Annotated in this window: 26 protein-coding genes; 12 read left to right on the top strand and 14 right to left on the bottom strand. The window is 68.1% G+C overall.

The features are described from left to right. Positions 1-57: 57 nt before the first annotated feature. Together yajC and FB547_RS02050 are read right to left on the bottom strand one after the other, a co-directional pair. Positions 58-393, bottom strand: coding sequence for a preprotein translocase subunit YajC (gene yajC / locus FB547_RS02055; protein ID WP_018905224.1), 336 nt, complete (start codon positions 391-393; stop codon positions 58-60). A 261-nt stretch (positions 394-654) separates the two neighbouring features. Then, positions 655-4,251: an indolepyruvate ferredoxin oxidoreductase family protein gene (locus tag FB547_RS02050; RefSeq protein ID WP_145739222.1), complete on the bottom strand. Its 3,597-nt coding sequence runs from the start codon at positions 4,249-4,251 to the stop codon at positions 655-657. 180 nt (positions 4,252-4,431) lie between these two features. Here FB547_RS02050 and FB547_RS02045 point away from each other — a divergent pair, with 180 nt between their 5' ends. The 4 genes from FB547_RS02045 to FB547_RS02030 all read left to right on the top strand — a co-directional run bounded on the left by FB547_RS02045 (position 4,432) and on the right by FB547_RS02030 (position 8,188). Next, positions 4,432-4,908 carry an Lrp/AsnC family transcriptional regulator gene (locus tag FB547_RS02045; protein WP_145739221.1) on the top strand — a complete coding sequence of 159 codons (477 nt, stop codon included), beginning with the start codon at positions 4,432-4,434 and terminating at the stop codon, positions 4,906-4,908. A 74-nt stretch (positions 4,909-4,982) separates the two neighbouring features. After that, a complete protein-coding gene (locus FB547_RS02040) occupies positions 4,983-5,741 on the top strand; it encodes a basic amino acid ABC transporter substrate-binding protein (protein ID WP_145739219.1) in 759 nt (252 codons plus the stop codon). Between the two features lie 32 nt (positions 5,742-5,773). Continuing rightward, positions 5,774-6,544 (top strand): amino acid ABC transporter permease, encoded by a 771-nt coding sequence (locus tag FB547_RS02035; protein ID WP_018905227.1) that lies wholly within the window; start codon positions 5,774-5,776, stop codon positions 6,542-6,544. A gap of 15 nt (positions 6,545-6,559) precedes the next feature. Then, positions 6,560-8,188 (top strand): MFS transporter, encoded by a 1,629-nt coding sequence (locus FB547_RS02030; RefSeq protein ID WP_145739217.1) that lies wholly within the window; start codon positions 6,560-6,562, stop codon positions 8,186-8,188. 16 nt (positions 8,189-8,204) lie between these two features. On the opposite strand, the gene FB547_RS02025 is transcribed toward FB547_RS02030, so the two are convergent. The 6 genes from FB547_RS02025 to FB547_RS02000 are packed head-to-tail and all read right to left on the bottom strand — an operon-like array spanning position 8,205 to position 13,362. Beyond that, on the bottom strand, positions 8,205-8,519 hold the full coding sequence (locus FB547_RS02025; RefSeq protein ID WP_145739215.1) for a cytochrome C oxidase subunit IV family protein: 315 nt from the start codon (positions 8,517-8,519) through the stop codon (positions 8,205-8,207). Positions 8,520-8,527: 8 nt separating this feature from the next. Further along, positions 8,528-9,229 carry a heme-copper oxidase subunit III family protein gene (locus tag FB547_RS02020; RefSeq protein WP_145739213.1) on the bottom strand — a complete coding sequence of 234 codons (702 nt, stop codon included), beginning with the start codon at positions 9,227-9,229 and terminating at the stop codon, positions 8,528-8,530. 11 nt (positions 9,230-9,240) lie between these two features. After that, complete coding sequence (locus FB547_RS02015; protein ID WP_145739211.1) at positions 9,241-9,855, bottom strand: cytochrome c oxidase subunit 3; 615 nt, start codon at positions 9,853-9,855, stop codon at positions 9,241-9,243. Beyond that, positions 9,852-11,618 carry a cytochrome c oxidase subunit I gene (ctaD, locus tag FB547_RS02010; RefSeq protein ID WP_145740530.1) on the bottom strand — a complete coding sequence of 589 codons (1,767 nt, stop codon included), beginning with the start codon at positions 11,616-11,618 and terminating at the stop codon, positions 9,852-9,854. The genes FB547_RS02015 and ctaD overlap by 4 nt, the downstream gene beginning before the upstream one ends. 26 nt (positions 11,619-11,644) lie before the next feature. After that, a complete protein-coding gene (locus tag FB547_RS02005; protein WP_145739209.1) occupies positions 11,645-12,802 on the bottom strand; it encodes a c-type cytochrome in 1,158 nt (385 codons plus the stop codon). Positions 12,803-12,846: 44 nt separating this feature from the next. Continuing rightward, positions 12,847-13,362 (bottom strand): DUF1269 domain-containing protein, encoded by a 516-nt coding sequence (locus FB547_RS02000; RefSeq protein ID WP_145739208.1) that lies wholly within the window; start codon positions 13,360-13,362, stop codon positions 12,847-12,849. Between the two features lie 196 nt (positions 13,363-13,558). Here FB547_RS02000 and FB547_RS01995 point away from each other — a divergent pair, with 196 nt between their 5' ends. The 8 genes from FB547_RS01995 to FB547_RS01960 all read left to right on the top strand — a co-directional run bounded on the left by FB547_RS01995 (position 13,559) and on the right by FB547_RS01960 (position 21,223). Beyond that, positions 13,559-14,380, top strand: a complete 822-nt coding sequence (locus FB547_RS01995; protein ID WP_145739206.1) for a creatininase family protein — start codon at positions 13,559-13,561, stop codon at positions 14,378-14,380. 13 nt (positions 14,381-14,393) lie between these two features. After that, positions 14,394-15,212, top strand: coding sequence for an ABC transporter ATP-binding protein (locus FB547_RS01990; RefSeq protein WP_145739204.1), 819 nt, complete (start codon positions 14,394-14,396; stop codon positions 15,210-15,212). Further along, on the top strand, positions 15,190-16,071 hold the full coding sequence (locus FB547_RS01985; protein ID WP_186454099.1) for an ABC transporter permease: 882 nt from the start codon (positions 15,190-15,192) through the stop codon (positions 16,069-16,071). The genes FB547_RS01990 and FB547_RS01985 overlap by 23 nt, the downstream gene beginning before the upstream one ends. A gap of 4 nt (positions 16,072-16,075) precedes the next feature. Further along, complete coding sequence (locus tag FB547_RS01980; RefSeq protein WP_145739202.1) at positions 16,076-17,440, top strand: FAD-binding oxidoreductase; 1,365 nt, start codon at positions 16,076-16,078, stop codon at positions 17,438-17,440. A gap of 398 nt (positions 17,441-17,838) precedes the next feature. Next, positions 17,839-18,867 (top strand): ABC transporter substrate-binding protein, encoded by a 1,029-nt coding sequence (locus tag FB547_RS01975; RefSeq protein WP_145739200.1) that lies wholly within the window; start codon positions 17,839-17,841, stop codon positions 18,865-18,867. 139 nt (positions 18,868-19,006) lie between these two features. Continuing rightward, positions 19,007-19,597 (top strand): NAD(P)H-dependent oxidoreductase, encoded by a 591-nt coding sequence (locus FB547_RS01970; protein ID WP_145739198.1) that lies wholly within the window; start codon positions 19,007-19,009, stop codon positions 19,595-19,597. 16 nt (positions 19,598-19,613) lie between these two features. Further along, entirely contained in the window at positions 19,614-20,573 is a 960-nt protein-coding gene (locus FB547_RS01965; RefSeq protein WP_145739196.1) for a PDR/VanB family oxidoreductase, read from the top strand. Continuing rightward, positions 20,570-21,223, top strand: coding sequence for a TetR family transcriptional regulator C-terminal domain-containing protein (locus FB547_RS01960; RefSeq protein WP_145739194.1), 654 nt, complete (start codon positions 20,570-20,572; stop codon positions 21,221-21,223). Before FB547_RS01965 ends, FB547_RS01960 begins: the two co-directional genes overlap by 4 nt. On the opposite strand, the gene FB547_RS01955 is transcribed toward FB547_RS01960, so the two are convergent. Genes FB547_RS01955 through denD form a run of 6 tightly spaced genes read right to left on the bottom strand, consistent with a single transcriptional unit; the run spans position 21,216 to position 26,672 of the window. Beyond that, a complete protein-coding gene (locus FB547_RS01955; protein WP_145739192.1) occupies positions 21,216-21,683 on the bottom strand; it encodes a RidA family protein in 468 nt (155 codons plus the stop codon). The two genes, FB547_RS01960 and FB547_RS01955, sit on opposite strands and share 8 nt — an antisense overlap. Beyond that, complete coding sequence (locus FB547_RS01950) at positions 21,680-22,879, bottom strand: amidohydrolase family protein (protein WP_145739190.1); 1,200 nt, start codon at positions 22,877-22,879, stop codon at positions 21,680-21,682. Before FB547_RS01950 ends, FB547_RS01955 begins: the two co-directional genes overlap by 4 nt. Beyond that, positions 22,876-23,694: a 2-oxo-tetronate isomerase gene (otnI, locus tag FB547_RS01945; RefSeq protein WP_145739188.1), complete on the bottom strand. Its 819-nt coding sequence runs from the start codon at positions 23,692-23,694 to the stop codon at positions 22,876-22,878. The genes FB547_RS01950 and otnI overlap by 4 nt, the downstream gene beginning before the upstream one ends. A 25-nt stretch (positions 23,695-23,719) precedes the next feature. After that, positions 23,720-24,388, bottom strand: a complete 669-nt coding sequence (locus FB547_RS01940) for an aldolase (protein WP_145739186.1) — start codon at positions 24,386-24,388, stop codon at positions 23,720-23,722. Next, positions 24,385-25,656, bottom strand: a complete 1,272-nt coding sequence (otnK, locus tag FB547_RS01935; protein WP_145739184.1) for a 3-oxo-tetronate kinase — start codon at positions 25,654-25,656, stop codon at positions 24,385-24,387. The genes FB547_RS01940 and otnK overlap by 4 nt, the downstream gene beginning before the upstream one ends. 2 nt (positions 25,657-25,658) lie before the next feature. Further along, complete coding sequence (denD, locus tag FB547_RS01930) at positions 25,659-26,672, bottom strand: D-erythronate dehydrogenase (RefSeq protein ID WP_145739182.1); 1,014 nt, start codon at positions 26,670-26,672, stop codon at positions 25,659-25,661. Between the last annotated feature and the right edge of the window lie 4 nt (positions 26,673-26,676).

The raw sequence follows: 26,676 nt of genomic DNA, 5'->3' as shown, positions 1-26,676 counted from the left end.
TGACTTGAGGCCATGCGCCACGAAGCGCAAGGCCGAGCCGCGCGTTGATTGCTGGGCTTACTGCTTGACGGCGCCCTTGGGCAGGACCTGGACCACAGCGCTGCGCTGGATCTTGATCTCCACGCCATTGGCGATTTCGAGGCCGAGGTACTGGTCGCCGAGCGAAGTGATCTTGCCGAGCACGCCGCCGGCGGTGGCCACTTCGTCGCCCTTGGCCAGCGCCTCGATCATGGCGCGGGCTTCCTTCTGGCGCTTCATTTGCGGGCGGATCATCACGAAATACAGCACCACGAACATCAGCACCAGGGGCAGCATGCTGCCCAGCGAGGACAGCATGTCGCCACCGCCGGAAGCTGCGGGTGCGGTCTGGGCGAAAGCAGAGGAAATGAACAAGAGAGTCTCCAGCAGAGAGAAGAGAGGAATGTCAGAAGCGCGGACCGGGCCCGCGGTTCCGCGGCCCCGGGGAAAAGGCCGCGAGTCAGAGCTTGAGGCGGCCTCGGCCGCGCGCAGCAGCGGGCATTGTATTCGTGGCAATGCCCCACTCCGCGCGCTTATCCGGCGCGCGGAGCGGGGCTTTCCACGGGCTCCGGTCGCTATCTTTTCAGAAGCAAACGCCCGAGGCGGGGGGCCGCCGGGCCGCGCCCCGCGCCGGAATCACGCGGCGGCGCGCTGCGCCTGCTGCGGATGGCGCCACTTGGCGAGCAGCTCGCTCCAGCGGGTGCGGGCCGCGGCAAGGTTGCGCTCCTTCACGTGGCCGTAGCCGCGGATCTGCTCGGGCAGGCTCGCGATCTCCAGCGCCAGCGCATGGTTCTCGGCGCGAAGGCCAGCCATCACTTCCTCGATGCTCGCGCGGTACTCGCCGATGAGCGCGCGCTCGGTCCTGCGCTCTTCGGTGCGCCCGAAGATGTCCAGGGCCGTGCCGCGCAGGCCCTTGAGCCGGGCCAGCAGCCTGAAGCCGGCGAGCATCCAGGGGCCGAACTTCTGCTTCTGCAGCTGGCCCTTGGCGTTCTTCCTGGCGATGATGGGCGGCGCGAGGTGGTAGTTGAGCTTGAAGTCGCCCTCGAACATGCCCTCGACGCGGTCGAGGAACGAACGGTCGGCATGCAGCCGCGCCACTTCGTACTCGTCCTTGTACGCCATGAGCTTGAACAGGTAGCGCGCCACCGTTTCGGCCAGCGCGGTCTTGCCCAGTGCCGACTCGGCCTGCCGGACCTTGTCCACGAACTGCCGGTATTCCTCGGCATAGGCCGCGTTCTGGTAGCCCGTGAGGAATTCGACCCGGCGCGCCACCAGGCTTTCGACGGTCTCGCGCTTCTTGAACTCGATCACCTGGCCCGGGCGCAGGCGCTTTTGCAGCTCGTCCGGATGGACGGCCGCCTGGCGGCCCCATGCGAAGGCGGTCTTGTTGTTCTCGACCGCCACCGCGTTGAGCTCGATGGCGCGCAGCAGCGACTCGAGCGCCAGCGGAATCCAGCCCTTTTGCCAGGCAAAGCCCAGCAGCATCGGGTTGGCATAGAGGCTGTCACCCATCAGCGTGGTGGCCGCGGCATCGGCATCGAAGGTGCCGAGCGCGTCGGCGCCCACGGCGCGCGCGATCTGGCTGGCGCAGTCGTCCTGCGGGTTCACCCAGTTGGCGTTGCGCACGAAGGCGGCGGTGGGCGTGCTGTGCGTATTGAGCGCCACGTGCGTGCGCCCTTCGCGCATGCGCGCCAGGGTTTCGGCGTTGACGGCCACCAGCGGATCGGCCGCCAGAATCAGGTCGGCTGCGGCGGTGCCCACGCGCGTGGTGCGGATCGCCTCCTGCGACTGGCCGATCAGCGCATGGCTCCAGGTGGCGCCGCCCTTTTGCGCGAGGCCGGCCGCGTCCTGCGTGACGATGCCCTTGCCCTCGATGTGCGCCGCCATGCCCAGCAGCTGGCCGATGGTGATGACGCCCGTGCCGCCGACGCCGGCCACCACGATGCCCCACACCTGGTCCTGCGCCAGCACCGGCACGGCCGGCTCGGGCAGCGGGCCGAGTGCGAGCGGCGAATCGGCCTTGTCCCGGGCCTTCTTCTTGAGCTGCCCACCCTCGACCGTGACGAAGCTGGGGCAGAAGCCCTTGAGGCAGCTCATGTCCTTGTTGCAGCTGCTCTGGTTGATGGTGCGCTTGCGGCCGAACTCGGTTTCCAGCGGCTCGACCGACAGGCAGTTGCTCTGCACGCTGCAGTCGCCGCAGCCTTCGCAGACCAGCTCGTTGATGACCACGCGCTTGGCCGGATCGACGGCCGTGCCCCGCTTGCGGCGGCGGCGCTTCTCGGTGGCGCAGGTCTGGTCGTAGATGATGGCGGTGGTGCCGGCGATCTGGCGGAATTCGCGCTGGACCTCGTCGAGCAGGTCGCGATGCTTGACCGCCACATGGTCGCCCGGGATGTTCACGCCCTCGTACTTCTCGGGCTCGTCGGTCACGATGACGACCTTCTTGGCGCCCTCGGCATGCAGGCTCTCGGCGATCTGCAGCACCGAGTGGCCCTCGGGCCGCTCGCCGACCTGCTGGCCGCCGGTCATGGCCACGGCATCGTTGTAGAGGATCTTGTAGGTGATGTTCACGCCGGCCGCGATGCTCTGGCGGATCGCGAGCAGGCCGCTGTGGAAGTAGGTGCCGTCGCCCAGGTTCGCAAAGATGTGCTGGTCGGTGGTGAAAGGCTGCTGGCCGACCCACGGCACGCCCTCGCCGCCCATCTGCGTGAAGCCGATGGTGGAGCGGTCCATCCAGGTGGCCATGAAGTGGCAGCCGATGCCGCCCATCGCGCGCGAGCCCTCGGGCACCACGGTGCTGGTGTTGTGCGGGCAGCCCGAGCAGAACCAGGGCTGGCGGTCGGCGCCCTGCACGCCGCCCACCTTGAGCACTTCCATCGAGCGCTCCTTGGCTTCGAGGATGGCCATCTGGGCGTCGATGCGCGCGCGCATGTCGGCGCCGGCCTGCTCCAGGATGCCGAGCTTGCGCAGGCGCTGCGCAATCGCCTTGGCGATCAGCGCCGGGTTCAGGTCGGCGTTGGCGCGCAGCAGCGTGTTGGCGGTGGGGTTGGGCATGGCCCATTCGCCGCCGGAGAAATCGCCGTCGAGCTCGTTGAACTTGCCGAGCACGGTGGGGCGCACGTCGGCGCGCCAGTTGTAGAGCTCTTCCTTCAGCTGGTATTCGATGACCTGGCGCTTTTCTTCGACCACCAGGATCTCCTGCAGGCCGGTGGCGAAGTCGCGCGTGAGCTGCGCCTCCAGCGGCCACACCACGCCCACTTTGTGGAGCCGGATGCCCAGCTGGCGGCAGGTGGCGTCGTCCAGGCCCAGGTCGATCAGGGCCTGGCGGGTGTCGTTGTAGGCCTTGCCGCTGGCCATGATGCCGAAGCGGTCGTTCGGGCCTTCGATCACGTTGTGGTTCAGCCGGTTGGCGCGGATGTAGGCGAGCGCGGCATACCACTTGTAGTGCATGAGGCGCGCTTCCTGCTCGAGCGCGTGGTCGGGCCAGCGGATGTGCAGGCCGCCGGGCGGCATCTGGAAATCGGTGGGAATGACGATCTCGACGCGGTCCGGGTCGATCATGGCCGTGGCGCTCGACTCGACGATTTCCTGGATCGTCTTCATGCCCGACCAGATGCCCGAGAAGCGGCTCATCGCAAAGGCGTGAATGCCCAGGTCCAGGATTTCCTGCACGTTGGCCGGAAAGAACACCGGCGTGCCGCAGGCCTTGAAGATGTGGTCGCTCTGGTGCGCGGCCGTGCTGCTCTTGGAAATGTGGTCGTCGCCCGCCACCGCAATCACGCCGCCCCACGCGGTGGTGCCGGCCATGTTGGCGTGCTTGAAGACGTCGGAGCAGCGGTCCACGCCCGGGCCCTTGCCATACCAGATGCCGAAGACGCCGTCGAACCTGTTGGTGCCCGCGGGCGAGAAGCCCAGCTGCTGGGTGCCCCAGAGCGCAGTGGCGGCGAGTTCTTCGTTCACGCCGGGCTGGAAGACGATGTTCTGTTCCTTCAGGAACTTGCTGGCCTTCCACAGCGCCTGGTCGTAGCCGCCGAGCGGGGAACCGCGGTAGCCGCTGATGAAGCCCGCGGTGTTCTTGCCGGCCTGCTTGTCGCGCAGGCGCTGCAGCATCGGCAGCTTGACCAGCGCCTGGACGCCGCTCATGAAGGCCCGGCCGTAGTCGAGGCTGTATTTGTCGTCGAGCGTGACCGTTTCGAGGGCCTTGCGAATGTGCTCCGGCAGCGGTGCGTTCATTGTTGTCTGTCTCCGTGTGGCAGGGCCTTTTGGGCCTGGCTGATGGGGTGTGGGTCTGTGCCCGGGTCGGGCGCGAGCCCATGATCACGCAAAGTGTATGCCGGGGTGCGCGACAGGTGTTTGCGTTCTGTGCCCCAAAAAAGCGGCTTCCAGGAAGAATCTTGCTTAATATCGCCATCCATGGAAAGCATTGACAAGTTCGACCTCGCAATCCTGCAAGAACTGCAGGCCGATGGCCGCCTCACCAACGCCGAGCTTGCGCAGCGCGTGGGGCTCTCGGCCGCGCCCTGCTGGCGCCGCGTGCGCGCGCTGGAGGAAGCCGGCTTCATCAAGGGCTACCACGCCGAGATCGACCGCCACAAGATCGGGCTGGGCGTGCTCGCTTTCGTGCGCGTGGACACCGAGCGCGTCACCAACGATGCAACGCTGAAACTGGAGGACGCGATCCGCAAGCTGCCCGAGGTGGTGGCCTGCCACTACATCAGCGGCACCGGCACCTTCGAGCTGCAGGTGGTGGCGCAGGACCTGGACAGCTTCTCGGCCTTCGCGCGCCAGCACCTCATGAACCTGCCGAACGTGAAAGACCTGCACACCAGCTTCTCGCTGGGCGAGGTGAAGGCCAGCAGCGCCTGGCCGCTCGGGCACCTGGCGCGCTAGCGGCAACCTAGAATTCCCGCCCACCCATATACACACACCGCCAGCCGGCGGATCAAGTCGAAGAGGACCCCGCAATGAACCCCATCCGCCGCGCCCTGGCGCTCGGCCTTGCCGCCGCCACGCTCGCCCTCGGCGCCCAGGCCCAGAACCGCGAACTCATCGTGGCCTCCAGCGCCACCTACGCGCCCTTCGCGTTCGAGAACAAGGACAAGCAGATCGTCGGCTTCGACATCGACATCATCAACGCCATCGCCAGGCAGCAGGGCCTGAAGATCAAGGTCGTGAACACGCCGTTCACCGGCATCTTCGGCGCGCTCAACAATGGCGACGTCGATCTCGTGATCTCGGGCGTCACCATCAACGAGAAGCGCAAGCAGAGCTACGACTTCACGCCGCCCTACTTCGCGGCGCGCCAGCTGATCGCGCTGCCCAAGAACAGCACGGTCGCCTCGCTGAAGGACCTCGCGGGCAAGAAGATTGCCGTGGTGAGCGCCTCCACGGCCGACGACATCGCCTCGCGCGAGTTCGGCAAGACCAGCCCCAACATCCGCCGATTCGAGAGCACGCCGCTCATCATTTCCGAGCTGGCCGGCGGCGGCGTCGATGCCGCCATGGGCGACAACGGCGTGATCGCCTACCGCGTTGCGCAAAACCCCGAGCTGAAGACCATCGACGACAAGTCCTTCCCCGAGGAAGGCTTCGGCATCGTCGTGAAGAAGGGCGACAAGGCGCTGCTCGACAAGCTCACGGCCGGCCTGGCCGCGATCCGCGCCGACGGCAGCTACGCCACCATCTACAAGAAGTGGTTCAACAAGGACCCGAACGCGCGATGAGCGCGGCCGGTCCGAGCGCGAGGGCGCAATAGATGGAACAGCCGATCCTTCTGTTCGGATGGTTCCGCTGGGACATCCTGGTCGAATACAAGGACCTGTTCTGGCAGGGCGCCTGGATGACGCTGCGCATGACGGTGGTGTGCGTGCTGCTGGGTTCGAGCTGGGGCCTGTGCCTGGCGCTCGCGCGGCTCGCCCGGCCGCGCCATGCGCCCTGGAGCTGGGTGGCGCGCTTCTTCCTGCGCTGGCCGGCCACGGTGTACGTGAGCTTCTTCCGCGGCACCCCCTTGTTCGTGCAGATCCTCTTGATCCACTTCGCGGTGATGCCGGTGTTCATCCATCCGGCGACCGGCCTGCTGATCAGCGGCGACCTGGCGCGCGAGCTCAAGCAGGAGCATGGCGCGCTGATCTCGGGCGTGGTGGCGCTCACGCTCAATTCGGCGGCCTACATCTCGGAGGTGTTCCGCGCCGGCATCCAGTCGATCTCGCGCGGGCAGTTCGACGCCGGCCGCTCGATCGGCTTCACGCCCCTGCAGGTGATGCGCTACGTGGTGCTGCCGCAGGCCTTCAGGCGCATGCTGCCGCCGCTGGGCAACAACGCGATCGCGCTGCTGAAAGACACCTCGCTGGTCTCGGCCATCGGGCTGGCCGAGCTGGCCTACGCCGCGCGCACGGTGGCCGGCGCCTATGCGCGCTACTGGGAGCCGTACCTCGCGATCTCGGTGGTGTACTGGGTGATGACGCTCGTGCTCACGACGATGCTGCGCCGGCTCGAGCACCGGCTGGCGCGCAGCGACAGGGGATAGGCACAATCGGGCGACATGCCGCCGATTTCGCCCGAAGAAACACCCATTCCCCCCTCCCGGCCGCAGCCGCCGAAGTTCGCAGCGCTCGAGCCGCTCAAGCTGCCCGTGTTCCGCATGCTGTGGAGCACCTGGCTCATCGCCAACATCTGCATGTGGATGAACGACGTGGCGGCGGCGTGGATGATGACCTCGCTGACCACCTCGCCGATCTGGGTGGCGCTGGTGCAGTCGGCCTCGACCCTGCCGGTGTTCCTGCTGGGCCTGCCCAGCGGGGCGCTGGCCGACATCCTCGACCGCCGGCGCTGGCTGATGGCCACGCAGTTCTGGCTGGCGGGCACGGCCATCGTGCTGTGCGCGGCCATTGCCATGGACCTGATGACCGCGCCGCTCTTGCTTGCGCTCACCTTTGCCAACGGCATCGGCCTGGCGCTGCGCTGGCCGGTGTTCTCGGCCATCGTGCCCGAGCTGGTGCCGCTGCCGCAATTGCCGGCGGCGCTGGGCCTGAACGGCATCGCGATGAACGCCTCGCGCATCATCGGCCCGCTCACGGCCGGCATGCTGATTGCCAGCGCGGGCAGCGTCTGGGTGTTCGCGCTCAACGCGGTGCTGTCGGTGGCCTCGGGCTTCGTGGTGCTGCGCTGGCGGCGCGAGCACACGCCCAATCCGCTGGGCCGCGAAAAACTCATCAGCGCGATGCGCGTGGGCGTGCAGTTCGTCTGGCAGTCGCAGCGCATGCGGGCCGTGCTCTCGCGCATCACGATCTTCTTCTTCCATTCCACCGCCCTGCTCGCGCTGCTGCCGCTGCTGGCGCGCAACCTCAAGGGCGGCGGCGCCGCCACCTTCACGCTGCTGCTGGCCGCCATGGGCGCGGGCGCGATCATCGCGGTGCTGTTCCTGCCGCGGCTGCGCCAGGCGCTCGGGCGCGACCAGCTGGTGCTGCGCGGCACGGTGCTGCAGTCGCTCGCCACCGCGGTGATGGCCTTCTCGCCCAACGCCTGGGTGGCGGTGCCCGCGATGTTCTTCGGCGGCATGGCCTGGATCACGGTGGCCAACTCGCTCTCGGTGTCGGCCCAGCTCGCGCTGCCCGACTGGGTGCGCGCGCGCGGCATGTCGACCTACCAGATGGCGATCATGGGCGCGAGCGCGATCGGCGCGGCGCTCTGGGGCCAGGTGGCCACCGTCACCGACCTGCGCTCCAGCCTCGAGATCGCCGCCGCGAGCGGCACCCTGCTGATGCTGGCGGCGCTGCGCTGGGTCACCGACGTCTCGGGCGAGGAAGCCGACATGAGCCCGGCGCGTGCCGGCTGGGCCGCGGGCCCGCCGGCGGAAACGCCGGAGGAAAACGGCCGCGTGGTCATCACCATCGAATACATGATCGACCCCGCGCGCGCGGCCGCCTTCCACCTGGTGATGCACCAGACCCGGCGCGCGCGCCTGGGCCAGGGCGCCATCGGCTGGGAACTGCTGCACGACATCGCGGAGCCGGGCCGCTACCTGGAAGAGATCGTGGACGAAAGCTGGACCGACCACCTGCGCCGCTTCAACCGCGCCACGGCCGCCGACATGGCGCTGCGCGAGCGGCGGCTGGCCTTCCACATCGGCGAGTCGCCGCCGGTGGTGACGCGCTACGTGGTGAAGCGCTGAGCGGCCGGCAGCGGCTTCAGTGGAAGAACTGCAGCCGCGTGAGGAAGGTATGGCCGCCCTCTGCCGCCATCAGCCCGACCAGCACCAGCAGGCACAGGGGCGGCACCAGGATGGCATAGACCAGCGACAGCCGCTCCCAGGCCATGTGCATGAAGACCGCGACGATCAGCCCCGCCTTCAGCAGCATGAAAGTGATGATCAGGGCCCAGCGCAGGTACCCCTGGAAATGGAAGTAGTCGACCAGGTAGGACATCGTGCTGAGCACGAACAGCAGCCCCCAGATCTTGAGATAGAGGCTGATCGGATGTTGCTGGCCTGCGACGGGGTCCATGATGGTCCTCACCAGAGATAGAACAGCGCAAAGATGAACACCCACACCAGGTCCACGAAGTGCCAGTACAGCCCGGCGATCTCGACGATCTGGTAGTTGCCGGCCTTGTCGTAGTCGCCGCGCAAGAGCTTGAAGGCCACGGTGAACAGGAAGACCACGCCGGCCGACACGTGCAGCCCGTGGAAGCCCGTGATCATGAAGAAGGCCGAGCCGAATTGCGCGGCCCCCATCGGATTGCCCCAGGGCCGCACGCCCTCCTCGAGGATCAGCTTGGACCACTCGAAGGCCTGCATGCCGACGAAGATTTCGCCGCAGGTCGCGGTCACGAGCATCAGCGTGGCGGCGTTCACGCGGTCGCGGCGGTAGGCGAAATTGACCGCCATCGCCATCGTGCCGCTGCTGCTGATGAGCACGAAGGTCATGATCGCGATCAGCAGCAGCGGGATGTCGGCGCCCCCCACATGGAGCGCGAACACCTCGCTCGGGCTGGGCCACGGCACGGTGGTCGAGGCGCGCACCGTCATGTAGCCGGTCAGGAAGCAGCTGAAGACGAAGGTGTCGCTGAGCAGGAAGATCCACATCATCGCCTTGCCCCACGACACGTGGAAGGCCTGGCGGTCGGAGGACCAGTCGGCTATCAGCCCGCGCCAGCCGCTGGCGGCGAGGCTCGGACTCAAGGGCCTTGCGGCGATCGTTGCGGTGTTGTTCATGGGACGCCTCCTCAGGATGTGCCGCAGATGAAGCGCGCCACCTCCGGCGTCACCCAGCCCAGCAGCGCGAACAGCACCAGCCACACCGCCAGCATGAAGTGCCAGTAGCGCGCGCACAGCGCAATGCGCCATGCGGCCCGGGCCGGATCGGGCCATGCGGCGTTCGCCGTCCAGGCCCACCCGACCAGCCCGCCCGCCAGGTGGAGCCCGTGCATGGCGGTCAACAGGTAGAAGAAGCTGCCCGCCGGATTGCCGGCCGGCATCACCTGCGCGCTCAGCAGCGCCTGCCAGGCCCACAGCTGCGCGCCCAGGAAGGCCACTGCGAAGAGGCCGCCGGCGAGCAGCAGGCGGCGGGCCCGCATCGGGGCGCGACGGCGGGCTGCGCCGCCGGCCCATTGCAGCGCCGCGCTGCCCGCCACCAGCAGCGCCGAACTGAGCCAGAGCTGCCACGGCAGCGCGATCGTCATCGAATCGTCGCCGCCCATGCGCATCACGTAGGCCACGATGAAGAGCGAGAACAACGCGGTGGCCACGCCCATGAAGACCCACAGGCCGATGCTGGCCGCGCTCGCGTGCGCGTCGCGAGGCAGGCCGCCGCGGAGGCTCCAAGCGGTGCCCGCGCTCATGCCGGCGCTCCCCGGACCTCGCTCTGGCCCTGCGGCTCGGGCTCCCCGGGCCCGGCTTCCGGCGGGGCGTTCTGCGGTATGAAATCCTCCGCCGCACCCGGCTCTCCATAGGCATAGGCCCACCGGTAGACCACCGGCAGCCGCGGCCCCCAGTTGCCGTGGCCCGGCGGCGTGGCGGGCGTCTGCCATTCGAGCGAGGCGGCGCGCCATGGATTGGCGTCGGCCCGCTGCCCGCGCCGGGCGCTCCAGGCGAGATTGGCGATGAACAGCAGCTGCGCCACGCCGACGATCAGCGCGACCACGGTGATGAACGTGTTCAGGCTGAATGCCGAGGGCGGGATGAACGCGTAGCCGTCGAAGTTGTAGTAGCGCCGCGGCATGCCCAGCACGCCCAGGTAGTGCATCGGAAAATAGATCAGGTAGGTGCCGAGGAAGGTGATCCAGAAATGCAGCCGGCCGAGCCGGTCGTCGAGCATGCGGCCCGTGACCTTGGGGAACCAGTGGTAGATGCCGCCGAACACCACCAGCAGCGGCGCCACGCCCATCACCATGTGGAAGTGCGCCACCACGAAATAGGTGCCCGACAGCGGAATGTCCACGCTCACGTTGCCGAGGAACAGGCCCGTGAGCCCGCCGATCAGGAAGGTGCACAGGAAGGCCAGCGCGAACAGCATCGGCACCGTCAGGTGGATGTCGCCGCGCCACAGCGTCAGGATCCAGTTGTAGACCTTGATCGCGGTGGGCACCGCGATGATCAGCGTGGTGGTCGCGAAGAAGAAGCCGAAGTACGGGTTCATGCCGCTCACGAACATGTGGTGCGCCCACACCACCACGCTGAGCGCGCCGATGGCGACGATGGCCCACACCATCATGCGGTAGCCGAAGATGCACTTGCGCGCGTGCACGCTGATCAGGTCGGACACGATGCCGAAGGCCGGCAGCGCCACGATGTAGACCTCCGGATGGCCGAAGAACCAGAACAGGTGCTGGAACAGCAGCGGGCTGCCGCCCTTGTAGCCCGTTACCTGGCCCATCGACACCAGCGCCGGCATGAAGAAGCTGGTGCCCAGCGTGCGGTCGAGCAGCAGCATCACGCCGCTGACGAACAGCGCCGGGAAGCCGAGCAGCGCGAGGATGGTGGCCACGAAGATGCCCCACACCGTGAGCGGCATGCGCAGCAGCGTCATGCCTTCGCAGCGCGCCTGCAGCACGGTGGTCACGTAGTTGAGGCCGCCCATCGTGGTCGCCACGATGAAGATGAGCAGCGACACCAGCATCAGCACGATGCCGCCCGCATGGCCCGGCGTGCCGGGCAGGATCGACTGCGGCGGGTACAGCGTCCAGCCCGCGCCGGTCGGTCCGCCCGCGACGAAGAAGCTCGCCATCAGCACCACCACCGACAGCAGGTAGACCCAGAAGCTCAGCATGTTGAGGTAGGGGAACACCATGTCCCGCGCCCCCACCATCAGCGGAATCAGGTAGTTGCCGAAGCCGCCGAGGAACAGCGCCGTGAGCAGGTAGATCACCATGATCATTCCGTGCATGGTCACGAACTGGTAGTAGCGCTCGGCGTTGATGAACTCGAACTGGCCCGGAAAGCCCAGCTGCAGCCGCATCAGGTTGGACAGCACCACGCCCACCACGCCCACCGCGATGGCGGTGCAGGCGTACTGGACGGCGATCACCTTGTGGTCCTGGCTCCAGACGTAGCGGGTCAGGAAACTCTGCGGCGCGGGGTGCCCGGCGTCGTCGGCGTGGGGCATGGCATGCCCCGTGGGCGAAGAAGAGTTCATCGCGGGGCCTTCTGTTCGGCGGCAGCCTGCGCCGGCGGGCTGCCCAGACTCTGGATGTAGGCCACCAGCGCGGCCAGTTCTTCATCGGTCATTTCGATCCTGGGCATGACCGGCGGGAAGCCCTTCACGTGGCGGGCCTGCGGGTCGCGGATGAAGCTGCGCAGATAGGCTTCGTCGACCAGCGCGGTGGAGCCGTCCGCCATGGTTTCGGTCTTGCCGTGCAGGCCCTTCCAGGTCGGCCCCACGCGCGGGCTGCCGTCGACCGTGTGGCAGGCCACGCAGCCCTTGGCGTCCGCCAGCGCGCGGCCCTGTTCGGCGCGCGTGCCGCCGGCCGCCGCGGCACCGGCCGGGGGCTCGGGCGCCTTGGCCTGCGACCTGGCGAAGGTCGGCAGCGCCGCGTGCCAGGCCTTGTAATTCGCCGGATCTTCCACCACCACGTAGCCGCGCATGTTGGGATGGCCCACGCCGCACAGCTGCGCGCACAGCGCTTCGTAGCGGCCCGCGACGGTCGGCGTGAACCAGAAGCGGCTGACCTGTCCCGGCACCATGTTCATCCGGGCGCGGAAGTTCGGCACGAAGAAGTCGTGCAGCACATCGTTCGAACGCATCAGCACCAGCACCGGCTTGCCGAGCGGCAGGTGCACCTCGTTGCCGGCGATCAGGAGATCGTCCTGCCCGGCCCGGTCGGCGGGGTCGATCCCGAACGGATTGGTGGCGCTGACAAAGCGCGCATCGGTCGCGCCGAGCTTGCCGTCCTCCCCCGGGAAGCGGAAGCGCCACTGCCATTGCTGGCCCAGCACCTCCAGCACGAGGGAGTCGTGGGGCTCCCTGACATAGTTCGCGTACACCACGAGGCCGGGCGCCAGCAGCGCCATGATGCCGACGGTGGTGCCGCCGATCAGCCAGCGCTCGAGCTTCCTGTTCTCGGGCTCATGCGCCGCACGGTGTCCCTCGCGGTGGCGAAAGCGCACCAGCATGTAGGCGATGAACACGTTGATGGCGATGAAGAAGATCCCCGTGATCACCAGCGTGATGGTCAGGGTGTCGTCCATCAGCTGCCAGTTCGAAGCAAGGGGCGTCGTCCACCACGGATTGAAGACGTGGAACAGCACCGAGGCGAGCACGACGAGCAGCAGGGCGACGGCCATGATCATGTGCGCTCCCTCGGCTCGGCATGGGTTCGGGGCTCATGCGCGCTTCAGAGAAACGCCGGGACTTGCGGCTCTTCGCCCTCGAACCGGGCTTCGGGATGCGCGGAGCGCAGCAGCGCCTCGATGTCCCGCACGCGCGAGCGCGGCAAGTCCACCATCAGCAGGATCTGTCCCCGCGCGATGGCGCCCTCGAAACGCTGCAGCCTGGGGCTCGGGATGGAAATGCCGATCATGCTGGCCGACCAGGCGCCGACCACGCCACCCACGATGGCCACCAGCACAGCCACTTCCCATTCGGGGCCGTCGCCGGTGATCGGGAACAGCAGCGCGGCCGCGAGGCCGACCAAGATGCCGCAGGCACTGCCGACCACCCACCCGGTCTTGGCTGCGTGGACGAGGTCCGAGGTTTGCCACACGTTGGCCGCATGGAGCCCGGCCATGTCCATGCCTTCCGGTCCGGCGAAATGAATGTGCGCAACGTCGACGCGTGCCCACACCAGATCGTCCATCGCCTGCCTGGCGCTCGCCAGGTCCGGCATCAGCCAGTAGATGCGCCTCTTCATAGCGCCCCCTTTCGTCTTGCGACGAGTCAAGGAACCATGAATGACTTATATGCCCAAGGAAGGCCGCCATCAAGTGGCCGCCGCATTTCACGCGGCAGCGGCATGGGGGTTATTGCCAACCCATCTTTTTTTGACCGATTGGATAATTTAGCTCATCATTCCGGCCCTGTTGCCCGCCATCACAAGGTACGCCACGATGAACCCGCACCCCCTGCGCAGCCGCTTCTGGTCCGACCTGACCAGCGAAGAATTCTCCCGCCTCAACCGCGAACGGCTGATCGCTGTGCTGCCGGTGGGCGCGACCGAGCAGCACGGCCCCCATTTGCCGATGTCGACCGACACCGCCACCATCGACGGCATGGTGCAGGCCACGCTGCCGCACCTGCCGGACGAGCTGCCGGTGCTCTTCCTGCCCACGGTGGCCTACGGCAAGAGCAACGAGCATTCGCGCTACCCGGGCACGCTGACCGTCTCGGCCACCACGCTGATCTCGCTTTGGAAGGACATCGGCGCCTGCGTGGCCAAGGCCGGCGTGCGCAAGCTGGTGCTCTACAACAGCCACGGCGGCCAGATGAGCGTGATGGACATCGTGGCGCGCGACCTGCGCGAGGAACACGGCATGATGGTCGTGGCCGCCAACTGGTACACGCTGGGCCTGCCCGAAGGGCTTTTCACCGCGCACGAAGGCCGGCACGGCATCCATGCCGGCGACCTCGAAAGCTCGGTGATGCTGCACCTTGCGCCGGACGACGTGCGTCCCGACCAGTTCCGCAACTTCCGCTCGATGACCGAAGACCTCGCCGCCGAGAACAAATTCCTCTCGATCACGCCCAGCGGCAAGCTCGGCTGGCAGATGCACGACATCAATCCCGCGGGCGCGGCCGGCGATGCCACGCGCGCCACCGCCGAAAAGGGCGCCGCGGTGCTCGACCACGTGGGCCGGCGCTTCGTTGAACTACTGCAGGAGGTGGACCGCTTCCCGCTGTCGCGCCTCGCCAATGTTCCCGCCTGGCGCTAGGCTCGCACCCACCATGGAAAGCCTCGCGCCCTCTTCCCCGCCTTCCCCGCCTTCCCCGCCGCTGGTCAGCCTGCGCCGCGTCAGCAAGCGCTTTGCCAACGGCACGCTCGCGCTGCAGGGCATGACCCTCGACATCGGCGAGCACGACTTCATCAGCTTTCTCGGCCCCTCGGGCTGCGGCAAGAGCACCGCGCTCCGGCTGATCGCCGGCTTGACCCGGCTCAGTTCGGGCGAAATGCACTGGTCCGGCGCCAACAGCGGCAAGACGCAGAGCGACCGCGACCTGGGCTTCGTGTTCCAGGAGCCCACGCTCATGCCCTGGGCCAGGGTGTTCGACAACGTCTGGCTGCCGCTCAAGCTCGCCGGCCAGAGCCGCGATGCGGCCGCGCCGGTGGTGCAGCAGGCGCTCGAGATGGTCGGCCTCTCGCGCTTTGCGGGCGTGTACCCGCGCGAGCTGTCGGGCGGCATGAAGATGCGCGTGTCGATCGCGCGCGCGCTGGTCACGCATCCGCGCCTGCTGCTGATGGACGAGCCCTTTGCCGCACTCGACGAGATGACGCGCATCAAGCTCAACAACGACCTGCTCGCGATCTGGCGCGAGCACCGCTTCTCGGTGGTGTTCGTCACGCACAGCGTCTACGAGTCGGTGTACCTCTCGAACCGCATCGTGGTGATGGCCGCGCGCCCGGGCCGCGTGATCGACGAGATCCGCATCGACGAGCCCTATCCGCGCGGCGAAGACTTCCGCACCTCGAGCCGCTACAACGCGCACTGCACCGCGGTGTCGCAATCCCTGCATGGAGCCCTGCATGGCGTCGACATCGATCACTGAGCCCGTCGCGCTCGCCGACACGCACACGGCGCCTTCCGAGGCCGCGCTGCGCGCGCACGAAGACGGCTTGCGCCGGCGCGAATCGGTGCTGCGCATCGCGGTGCCCGCGGGCATCGTCATCGCGCTGCTGCTGGCCTGGGAGTGGATGGTGCGCGCCAACAACATCCCGCACTACATCCTGCCCGCCCCCTCGCTGATCCTGCGCACGCTGTTCGACAACTGGGGCTCGCTCTCCAGCGCGCTGTGGTTCACCGTGAAGCTCACGCTGCTCGCGCTCGGCGCAGCCATCGTGGGCGGCGTGCTGCTGGCGATTGCCTTCGCGCTCTTCAAGTGGGTGGAGATCGGCCTGTTCCCGATCGCGGTGATCCTGCAGGTGACGCCGATCATCGCGATCGCACCGCTGATATTGATCTACGTGTCGAGCACCACCGCGGCGCTCCTGCTGTGCGCCTGGATCGTGGCCTTCTTCCCGATCCTGTCGAACACCGTCATCGGCCTGAAAAGCGCCGACAGCAACCTGCGCGACCTGTTCCAGCTCTACAAGGCCTCGCCGTGGCAGACCTTCCGCCATCTGCTCGCACCCAGCGCGCTGCCGTACTTCATGGCGGGCCTGAAGATCGCGGGCGGCCTGAGCCTGATCGGCGCGGTGGTGGCCGAGTTCACGGCCGGCACGGCGGGCAAGGAGACGGGGCTGGCCTCGCGCATCCTCGAATCGAGCTTCCGCACCGAGATCCCGATGATGTTCGCGGCGCTGCTCTTGGTGTCGTTGCTGGGCATCGTCATCTTCATCGTGTTCGCCGCGCTATCGCGCCTGGTGCTGGGCCACTGGCATGAAAGCGAAATGCGCCGTGAACGCTAGGGCCATGCACGCCACCACCGACTGGGAGGCCGTGCGCGCCGACCTGCGCGGCCTCAACCTGATCACCGCGCCGGCCCAGCGCAAGCAGCTGTCGAAGGACTTCTACTGGTACAGCCCCATCCTCACCGCGCAGCTGGCGGGCTGCGTGGCCGACCTCGTCGTCAAGGTCAGCACCGAGGACGACGTGCGCCAGGCCGCAGCCGTGGCCGCGAAGTGGAAGCTGCCGCTCACCGTGCGCGCCGGCGGCACCGGCAACTACGGCCAGTGCGTGCCGCTCGAGGGCGGCGTCGTGCTCGACGTGACGCAGATGTGCCGCGTGCTCGACATCCAGCCCGGGCGCATGCGCGTGGAGGCCGGGGCGCGCATGCACGACATCGACCTTGCGGCGCGCGAGACCGGCCAGGCGCTGCGCATGTGGCCCTCGACCTGGCACGTGGCCACGATCGGCGGCTTCATCGCGGGCGGCTTCGGCGGCATCGGCTCGTTCCGCCACGGCATCCTGCGCGACCCCGGCAACCTGCTGCGCGCGCGCGTGATGACGGTGGAGCGCGAGCCGCGCGTGATCGAACTGTACGGCGACGAGATCCAGCAGGTGCACCATGCCTACGGCACCAACGGCGTGATCCTCGACGTGGAAGTGGCGCTGAGCCCGGCCGTCGAGTGGGTGCACTGCACGGTGCTGTTCGACACCTACCGCGGCGCGCTGGACTTCGGCATCGCCGCGCAGGCGCCGACGCTCGACATCTTCCTGCTCTCGACGGTCGAGGCGCGCTTCTCGCCCTACTACACGGCCATGCGCGATCGTTTTCCTGCCGACCGGCATGCGGTGTTCGCGATGGTCTCGCCCGAGTCGATGGCCGATTTCCGCGCGCTGGCCGCTGCGCATGGCGGCACCATCTCCGTCGCCGGTACCGAGCCCGATCTGCTCGCCGAGGGCCTGCCGCCCGCCTATGAATGCGCGTTCAACCACACGACGCTGCAGGCGCTGAAAGCGGATCGCAGCTGGACCTACCTGCAGGTGGCCTACGCCCAACCCTTCGACCCGGCCGTGGTCGAACGGCATCTGCAAATCTTCGGCGACGACGTGCTGCAGCACCAGGACTTCGCGCGCGCCGGCGGCGAATGCGGCACCTTCGGCATCCTGCTCGTGCGCTGGAAGGGCGAGGCTCACCAGTACGAAGTGATCCGCGAGATCGAGTCGCAGGGCGGCTGCAAGATCTTCAACCCGCACGTGGTCACCATCGAGGACGGCGGCATGAAGACCATCGACACGCAGCAGATCGAGTTCAAGAAGCGCAGCGATCCGATGGGCTTGATGAACCCTGGCAAGACGCGCGGCTGGACTTCCGATATGGCTGTCGAGCGTTGAAATGAAGCGTCGCTTGGTCGTCTGTCGCGTTGGTGGTTTCGAGCGCTGCTGTTCGGGGCGCGCTCCCGCCGACGGGGTACCTTGCTCCGCGAATGTCCCCCGGCCTTCGGCCTCCTCCTTTATTTCGCTGCGCAAGGCACCCCATCGACGGGAGCGTTATCAGCAACGGTCGTTGATCGCGGTTCACCGACAGCGTGCCCAGGTGCACAGGGCGTCGGGTGCTTCCCGCAGCGAAATAAAGGAGGAGGGGCGCAGCCCCGGGGGACATTCGCGGAGGGAAGTACCCGGCGGCCTGTGCACGCGCCCCGAACTGCACCGAACTTGCAGCCTCGTCCATCGAACGATGGCCAAGCCGACATGAGAATATCCCGTCGAATTCACACCAGGAGTCCACTGCCATGCGCGTTCCCGCTCTGACAATCCGTCCGCTTGCCCTAGCCATGGCCCTCGCGGCCGCCGCCTTCGCCGCACAGGCGCAGGAAAAAGTGGTGTTCGCCACCAACTGGAAGGCGCAGGCCGGCCACGGCGGCTTCTACCAGGCGCTGGTGGACGGCACCTACAAGAAGTACGGCCTCGACGTCGACATCCAGCAGGGCGGACCGATGGTCAACAACCGGCCGATGCTGCCGGCCGGCAAGGTCGACTTCCTGATGACAGGCAACCTGCTGCAGTCCTTCGACAACGTCAAGAACGGCGTGCCCACGGTGGTGGTCGCGGCCTTCTTCCAGAAGGATCCGCAGGCCATGTTCGCGCATCCGGGCCAGGGCTTCGACACCTTCAAGGACATGGCCAAGGCGCCCGTGGCCTTCATCGGCAAGGACGGCCAGTTTAGCTTCTGGCAGTGGATGAAGTCGGAGCACGGCTTCAAGGATTCGCAGCTCAAGCCCTACACCTTCAATGTCGGCCCGTTCCTCGCGGACAAGAAGTCGATCCAGCAGGGCTACGCCATTTCGGAGCCGCTTTCGATCAAGGCCCAGGCCGGCTTCGATCCCGTGGTGCAGCTCTTGGCCGACAACGGCTTCTCGACCTACTCGACCACCATCGAGACGCGCGCCGACCTCGTCAAGACCAAGCCCGAGACGGTGCGCAAGTTCGTAGAGGCCTCGATCATCGGCTGGAACAACTACCTCTACGGCGACAACAAGGCCGCCAACGAGATGATCGCCAAGATCAACCCCGACTCGCCCGTCGCCGCGTCGCAGGGCTCGATCGAGCTCATGAAGAAGATGGGCATCGTCGACAGCGGCGAGTCGCTCACCAAGGGCATCGGCGCGATGGACGAGGCCCGCGTGAAGGACTTCTACGACAAGATGGTGAAGGCCGGCCTCTACAAGCCCGGCGAGGTCGATCTCTCGAAGGTCGTGACCACGCAGTTCGTCAACAAGGGCGTCGGTGTCGACGTCCGCAAGAAGCTCGCTGGAAAGTAGGCGCCGATTTTTCCCGCGGGCCGCGCGGGGCTTGCGCCGGGGTCAGATGCCGGCGCCTGGGTTGCCATAAGGCGCTGCGCGGCTCTTCATTCCCTGGGCTCTGACCCCGTCTCGCCGAACCGGCGAACCGGCCCTCCCCATGAAAACGCTCGTCGTCCACTGCCATCCGAACCCTGACAGCTTCAACCACGCGCTCTACCGCACCGCGCTCGAGGCCCTCCAGCCGCGGCACCCCGTCAAGGCCATCGACCTCTACGCCGAAGGCTTCGACCCCACGCTGACGCGCGAAGAGCGCATCGCCTATCTCGACAACCCCGAACTGATCCGCGAACGCGTCAAGCCGCATGTCGAAGCGCTGCTGTGGGCCGAGCACCTGGTGTTCGTCTATCCCACCTGGTTCCATGGGCCGCCCTCCATGCTCAAAGGCTGGCTGGAGCGGGTGTGGCTGCCGGGCGTGGCCTTTCTGCCCGCAGAGCGCAAGGGGCAGCTCGCCAGGTCGGGCATGCGGCACATCCGGCGGCTGACGGTGGTGACCACGGGCGGCTCGCCGCGCTGGTTCGTGATGCTCATCGGCGACCCGGGCCGGCGGCTCTTCACGCGCGCGCTGCGGGCACTGTTCGCGTGGCGCTGCAAGGTCACGTGGCTGCAGCTGCACGACATGAACGCCGTCACCGCGCGCGACCGCACCCATTTCATCGAACGCGTTGCGCGCAAGCTGCAGAGCATCTAGCCAGGGAGACAACACCATGAGCCTCGAACGCACGCTCACCGTCCGCGTCGAACGCATCTCGCGCGAGACGCCGGAAATCCTGGCCTTCGAACTGATCCACCCCTGGGGTCGCGCGCTGCCGGAGTACGAGGCCGGCGCGCACATCGACGTGCACATGCCGGGCGGCTTCTCGCGCCAGTATTCGCTGGCGCGCGCGCCGTCGAATACCGGCTCTTACGTGATCGGCGTGAAGCGCGAAGCCGAAAGCCGCGGCGGCTCGGCCTCGATGCACGAGCGCGTGCGCAAGGGCGACCTGCTCGCGATCAGCGCGCCGCGCAACACCTTTGCGCTGCGCGAGGAAGCGAAGCACCACCTGCTGCTGGCCGGCGGCATCGGCATGACGCCGCTGCTGGCGATGGCGCAGGCACTCGCGGCGCGCGGTGACTCGTTCACGCTCTGCGTGTTCGCACGCAGCGAGGAGCACCTGGCCTTTGCCGATGCGCTGCATTCGCCTGCGCTGGCGCCGCACCTGCGCCTGCACCTCGACCAGGGCGACGCCTCGCAGCGCATCGACCTGCGCGCGCTGCTGGCCGAGCGCGCTCCTGATACGCACCTGTACGTCTGCGGCCCCGGCGGCTTCATGAAGGCAGTGCGCGAGGCCGCGGCGCATTGGCCCGGGGACACGCTGCACGCCGAATACTTCGCCGCCCCCACCGATGCGAACACGAGCACCGGCCTGCCCTTCACGCTGAAGCTCGCGCAGCGCGGCATCAGCGTGCCGGTGGCGGCCGACCAGACCGCCGTCGATGCGCTGCACGAAGTGGGCATCGACATCCCGGTGTCGTGCCAGCAGGGCCTGTGCGGCACCTGCGTGGTCGAGGGCGATGGTGAAGGCGCCGAGCACCGCGACTTCTGCCTCACCGGCAGCGAACGGCGCCACAAGGTGGCCTTGTGCTGCTCGCGCGCCAAGGGCCTGGAACTGGTGCTTCAGCTGTGAGCATCGAGGAAGAAAGCGACGGCGAGGCGCCCGCCACGCGCGGCCGCTCGCGCAAGTACACGCAGGTGCTCGGCCTCATCAACCAGGCCGCCATCGAGGTGTTTGCAAGCGAAGGGCTGGCCGGTGCATCGACCCAGGCGATTGCCGACAAGGCCGGGCTCTCGAAGGCGCAGCTGCACTACTACATCGAGAGCAAGGAAGCGCTCTACCGGCAGATCCTGCAGGACATCCTCAACGACTGGATCGTGGTGTTCGGCTTTGCCGACGAGGCCTTCGGTCCGCGCAAGGTGCTGGGCGACCTGATCCGCCGCAAGATGGTGTTCTCGTTCGAGCACCCGCTGCGCTCGCGCATCTTCACGGCCGAGATGATGCGCGGCGCGCCGGTGCTCAACACCATGATGGACACGAGCAAGCAGCGCACCGACCAGGCCGCCGCCGTCATACAGAACTGGATGAACCAGGGCCTGATGGACACCGCCGACCCGATGCTGGTGCTGTTCCACATCTGGGCGGTGACGCAGTTCTATGCCGACCACGCCACGCAGGCGGCGTACTTCCGCGACACGGCGCAGCAAGGCGACGACAAGGACCGGCGCTACCTGATCGAGCAGGTGACCGAATTCCTGCTGAAGGGCGCGGGCGTCAGGTAGCGCGGCGTTGCGGCAGGTACATGGTGGCTTCGACCTCCACCAGCACCTCGTCGCCCGGCAGGAAGCGCGACACCTCGACCACCGTGCTGACTGGCGGCTCGCCCGGATAGAACAGGCCGCGCACGCGGTTGTAGAACGCGTAGTGCGGCAGTTGCCGGAAGTACTGCACCAGCTTCACCACGTCTTCCATCGTGCCGCCATGCTCGGCCGCGATCTGGCGGATGCGCTCGAGCACGAACCAGCTCTGCGCCACGATGGGGGCCTCGAAGATGTCGACCGACATCTGCCCCGTGGCATAGCCCAGGCCCTGCAGGGCCGTGCGGGCTTCCTCGGGAATGGCGTCGTAGCCGGCCACGGCACGGCGCGTGGCCGGATCGACCGCAACCACGCCGCTCATGAAGACGAAATCGCCCACGCGCTTGGCGGCGGCGTAGTTGGCCATTGGTTTGCCCATGCTCATCGTGTTGGCTCCAGAATTTTTTGACCGCCTCGGATCACGATGCGCCGGCGTCCGCGCGGACCGACGAGTTCATGCTCGCCGGTGGCTGCGAGCAGCACCAGGTCCGCGGGGCAGCCCGGTGCGATGCGGCCGTCCCACGCAAGGCCGAGCGCCTTCGCGGGGCTGAGGGTGATCGCGTCGAGCCATTCGTCCGCGGGCGCGAGGTGCGCCATCTGCACGCCGAGGCCGAAGGTTTCGAGAAGGTCGTAGCTGCCATAGGGATAGAAGGCGTCCTGCACGTTGTCCGTTGCCAGGCTCGCACGCAAGCCCCGTGCCGCCGCCTCGCGGATGCGCGTGATGCCGCGCGGCACGGGCGTGCGGTCCCAGGCGCCCTGCAGGTAGAGGTTGGTGGTCGGCAGCGCGACGATGTGGAGGCCGGCGCCCGCGCACAGCGCCAGCGTTTCGTTGGCGACGGCATCGTCCTGCATCGCCAGCGAGCAGCAGTGGCCGCAGACCACGCCGCGCCGGAAGTCGCGCGCACGCACCAGCTGCGCAATGCTGCGCAGGCCGCTCGCATCGGCGTCGAGGCCCTCGTCGACATGGAAGTCGAGGCCGAGGCCCTGGTCCCGCGCGAGGTCGAACACGCGGCCCAGCTTGTGCACCAGGCCCTCGTTGCGATAGACGAAGGCGCCCAGCACGCCGCCTGCGCGCTTGACTTCGCGCGCGATGCGCTCGCCGGCCGCGAGATCGGCGAACAGGTCCAGCGGCGTGAGCGAGACGAACTGCAGCTCGATGCGGCCGCGCCACTCTTCGCGCAGCGCCTCGAAGACCGCCAGCGCGGCGGGCGGCTCGCCTTCCACCCAGTCGATGTGCGTGCGCAGCGCCCGCGTGCCCGACTGCCAGGCCTCGTGCAGCGCGCGCTCCATGCGCGGGCGCAGCGCCTGGCCGCTCCAGCCCGCGCGGTGCTTGGCCATGCGGTCGATGGCCGCGAACAGGTTGCCCTGGGCCGCGCCGACTTCCTGCACGGTGTAGTTCTTGTCGATGTGCGCATGCGCCTCGACCAGCGCGCTCAGCAAGGTGCCGCGCGCCTGCGACTGCGATGGGCTCGGCACGATCGATTCGACCCTGTCGCCCGCCAGCGTGAGGTCGAAGACCTGCGCATCGCCCGCGGCAAAGCCGCGCAGCCGCGGCGGAATGCGCAGCGACTCGAGCTTCATGCGCGCTGTTGCAGCGCCCGCAGCCAGCCCAGGCCGGCCGAGGTGCCGCCGGGTTCCGAACCGCGCCGGGGCCGGTACTCGCAGCCGACCCAGCCCTGCCAGCCGCACTGCGCCGACACCTCGTCGATCAGGTCGAACAGGTAGGGATAGTTCTGCTCGCCGATGTCGGGTTCGTGGCGCTCGGGCACGCCGGCAATCTGGATGTGGCCCACGCGGCCCGTGGGCAGGTACTTGCGGATCTTCATGGCCACGTCGCCCTCGACGATCTGGCAGTGGTACAGGTCCATCTGCACCTTGAGGTTGGGGGCGCCCACCATGTCGACGATCTCGTGCGCATGGTCCTGCCGGTTCAGGAAGAAGCGCGGGATGTCGCGCGTGTTGATGGGCTCGATCAGCACGTCGCGCCCGGCCTTGGCCGCCTCGGCCGCGGCCCAGCGCAGGTTGTCCACATACACCGGCTGCACGGCCTCGCGCTCCAGGCCTTCGGGCACCAGGCCGGCCATGACGTGGATGCGCGGGCAATCGAGCGCCACCGCATAGTCGATGGCCGTGGCCATGCCCTCGCGGAATTCGGCGTCGCGGCCCGGCAGGCAGGCGAGGCCGCGCTCGCCGCGGTCCCAATCGCCCGGCGGGGCGTTGAAGAGCACCTGCTGCAGGCCGTTGTCCTTCAGGCGGGCCGCGATCTGGCGGCGCTCGTAGGGATAGGGAAAAAGATACTCGACGGCCTTGAAGCCGTCCTTCGCGGCGGCTTCGAAGCGGTCGAGGAAGTCGAGCTCCGGATAGAGCATCGAGAGGTTGGCGGCGAATTGGGGCATGGCGTGTTTTTACTACTACTGCTGGCTACCAGCGCGCGCCGAAGGTGCGGCGCAGTTCATCGATCTGTTCGTTGCCGAGCGGCTCGGGTCTGGCGGGGCCCGCGAGCAGCCGGAGCTTGGCGGTTTCCTCGAGCTCCTCGAGCACCGCCATCGCGGCGGCCGGACTCTCGTGCCAGACATTGGGACCGAGCCGTTCGAGCATCACGGCACGAACCGGCGTGCCGGCCGCGCCATGGCGCTCGATGGCCTGCGCCACGAGCTCGGCCGCTTCGGGCGCGCCGGGGCGGTGGTACGGAATGAGCGGCACGTGGCCGACCTTCATCACGAAATACGGCGTGAGCGCGGGCAGCAGTTCGCCGGCCGGCGTGTTCGCCAGCGTGAGCGCGACGCAGTGCGTGCTGTGCGTGTGGATCACGCAGGCCGTGTTGGCATCGAACCTGCGCGCCGCGGCGTAGATGCGGGTGTGCAGCGCAATGGTCTTGCTGGCGCGGTCGCCGCCGGTCTGCTGGCCCTGCGCATCGAGTCTTGCCAGGCGTGCCGGATCGAGAAAGCCCAGGCAGGCATCGGTCGGCGTGATGAGGAAGCCATCGTCCAGCCGCACGCTGATGTTGCCCGCGGTGGCATGCACGTAGCCGCGCTCGAACAGGCTGCGGCCGACGCGGCAGATTTCTTCGCGGGCTTGGTTCTCGGTCATGCCAGCACTGTAAAGGCCTTGGTGAAGAAATCGTCCCCCCCGAAGTTGCCCGACTTCAGCGCGATGTGCACCGGCAGGCCTTCCGCAACGTCGGTGCGCGCATGGCACCACGGCACCCCGGGGTCGATCTGCGGACCGATCTGCATCTGCGCGATGCCCAGCGCCTGCACGCAGGCACCCGAGGTTTCGCCGCCCGCCACCACCAGCTGGCGCACACCTCGCTCGACCAGGCCGCGCGCAATGGCGGCAATGGTGCGCTCGACCATCGCGCCGGCTTCCTCGACCCCGAGCCTGCCCTGCACCGATTTCACAGCGCCGGCCTCGGCGGTGGAATACACCAGCACCGGCTGCTTGCCGATCAGCGGCGCGGCCCAGGCCAGCGCTTCGGCCGCGACGTCCACGCCTGCGGCAATGCGAAGCGGATCGACCGCCAGCGCCGCGCCGCCGCGCTGGATGAAGTCGAGCACCTGCCGGTTGGTGGCCAGCGAGCAGCTGCCCGAGACCACGGCCCGCAACCCGCCGGCCGCCGGCAGCGCACTGGCCTGCGACGACGGCGCCAGGCCGAAATTGGCCGGCAGCCCGATGGCCACGCCCGAGCCCGCGGTGACCAGCGGCATCTTCGCAAGCGCGGGGCCCATGCGCAGCAGGTCGTCGTTCGACACCGCATCGACGATGGCGACGGACACACCCTCGGCCTTCAGCTGGCCGATGCGCTCGCCGATGGCCTCTGCACCGCGCGCCACCACGGCGTAGTCGATCAGCCCCACCTTGCGCGTGCACTGCGCCTGCAGCACGCGCACGAGGTTCGGGTCGGTCATCGGCGTGAGCGGATGGTTCTGCATGCCGCTCTCGTTGAGCAGCACATCGCCCGCGAACAGATAGCCCTTGAACACGGTGCGCTTGTTGTCGGGGAAGGCGGGCGTGGCGATGGTGAAGTCGCATTGCAGCGCTTCCATCAACGCCTCGGTCACCGGGCCGATGTTGCCCTGCGGCGTGCTGTCGAAGGTGGAGCAGTACTTGAAGTAGATCTGTTGCGCGCCCTGCGCCTGCAGCCAGCGCAGTGCCTCGAGCGACTGCGCGATGGCCTCGGCCGGCGCGATGGTGCGCGACTTGAGCGCAACCACCACCGCATCGACGTCAGCGGCCAGCGGCGTGGCCGGCACGCCGATCGCCTGCACCACGCGCATGCCGGCGCGCACGAGGTTGTTGGCCAGGTCGGTGGCGCCGGTGAAATCGTCGGCAATGCAGCCGAGCAGGAGCTTCGCCATGATCAGCCTTTCACCGGCAGCTTCACCGCCTGCGGGTTCTCGCGCACGTAGTCGCGCAGGATGGCGTCGAAGCTCGCGTCGGCCTGGAGGCCCAGCGCCTCGGCGCGCGCCGCATGGATGCGGCTGGGCCAACTGGTCACGATCTTCGCGATGGCTGCATCGGGCTCCCAGTCGATCAGTCCGGTGGCGTCCTTGCCGGCGATGCGCTCGAGCGCCCCGGCCATCTCGCGCACGGTGGTGGTCAGCGCCGGCAGGTTGACGGCGGTGCGCGCGCCCCATTCGGCAGCGCTGGCCGTGGCCGCGCGCACGATGCCCGCGACGGTGTTGCCGGGCGATGCGAGCGCAACCGCCGTCTCGGGCGCCACGGGGCAGCGCGCGCGCTCACCGGCCAGCGGTTCGCGCAGCATGCCGCTCAAAAAGCTGGAGGCCGCGCCGTTGGGCCGGCCCGGCCGCACCGAGACCGTCATGAGCCGAACGTTGCGGCCCTGCACGAAACCCTTGCGCGTGAAGTCCGCCACCAGCTGCTCGCCGATGAACTTCTGGATGCCGTAGCTGTTCTGCGGCGTCGGCAGGGTGGTGTCCTCGATCACCGCAGGCAGCCGCTGCTCGGGCGAATCGCCGAACACCGCGACCGAGCTGGAGAACACGAACACCGGCGCATGGCCCGCGCGGCGGCAGGCGTCGAGCAGCGCGCGCGTGGTGTCCAGGTTGCTGCGCATGCCCAGGTCGAAGTCGGCCTCGCATTCGCCGCTCACGGCCGCGGCCAGGTGGAACACGGCGTGGGTGTCGGCCAGCGGCAGCGTGCCGTTGACGGCCTGCTCGTACAGGTCGCCCTGCACGAACTGCACGCGGGCGTCCGCCTGCAGGTCGGCGGGCGGCGCCACGCGGTCCGCCAGGGTGATGCGGGAGATCGGCTGTGCCGCGCCGCCGGCCAGCGCCAGCGGGCCGCCTGCGAGCAGCGTGCGGGCGAGCCGCGCGCCGAGAAAACCGCAGCCGCCGGTGATGAGGATGTTCATGGTG

This window comes from Variovorax beijingensis, assembly GCF_007828835.1.
GTDB classification, from domain to species: Bacteria; Pseudomonadota; Gammaproteobacteria; order Burkholderiales; family Burkholderiaceae_C; genus Variovorax; species Variovorax beijingensis_A.
Note: the sequence above shows the minus strand (reverse complement) of the source record. Positions and strands in the feature narration are given on the sequence as shown.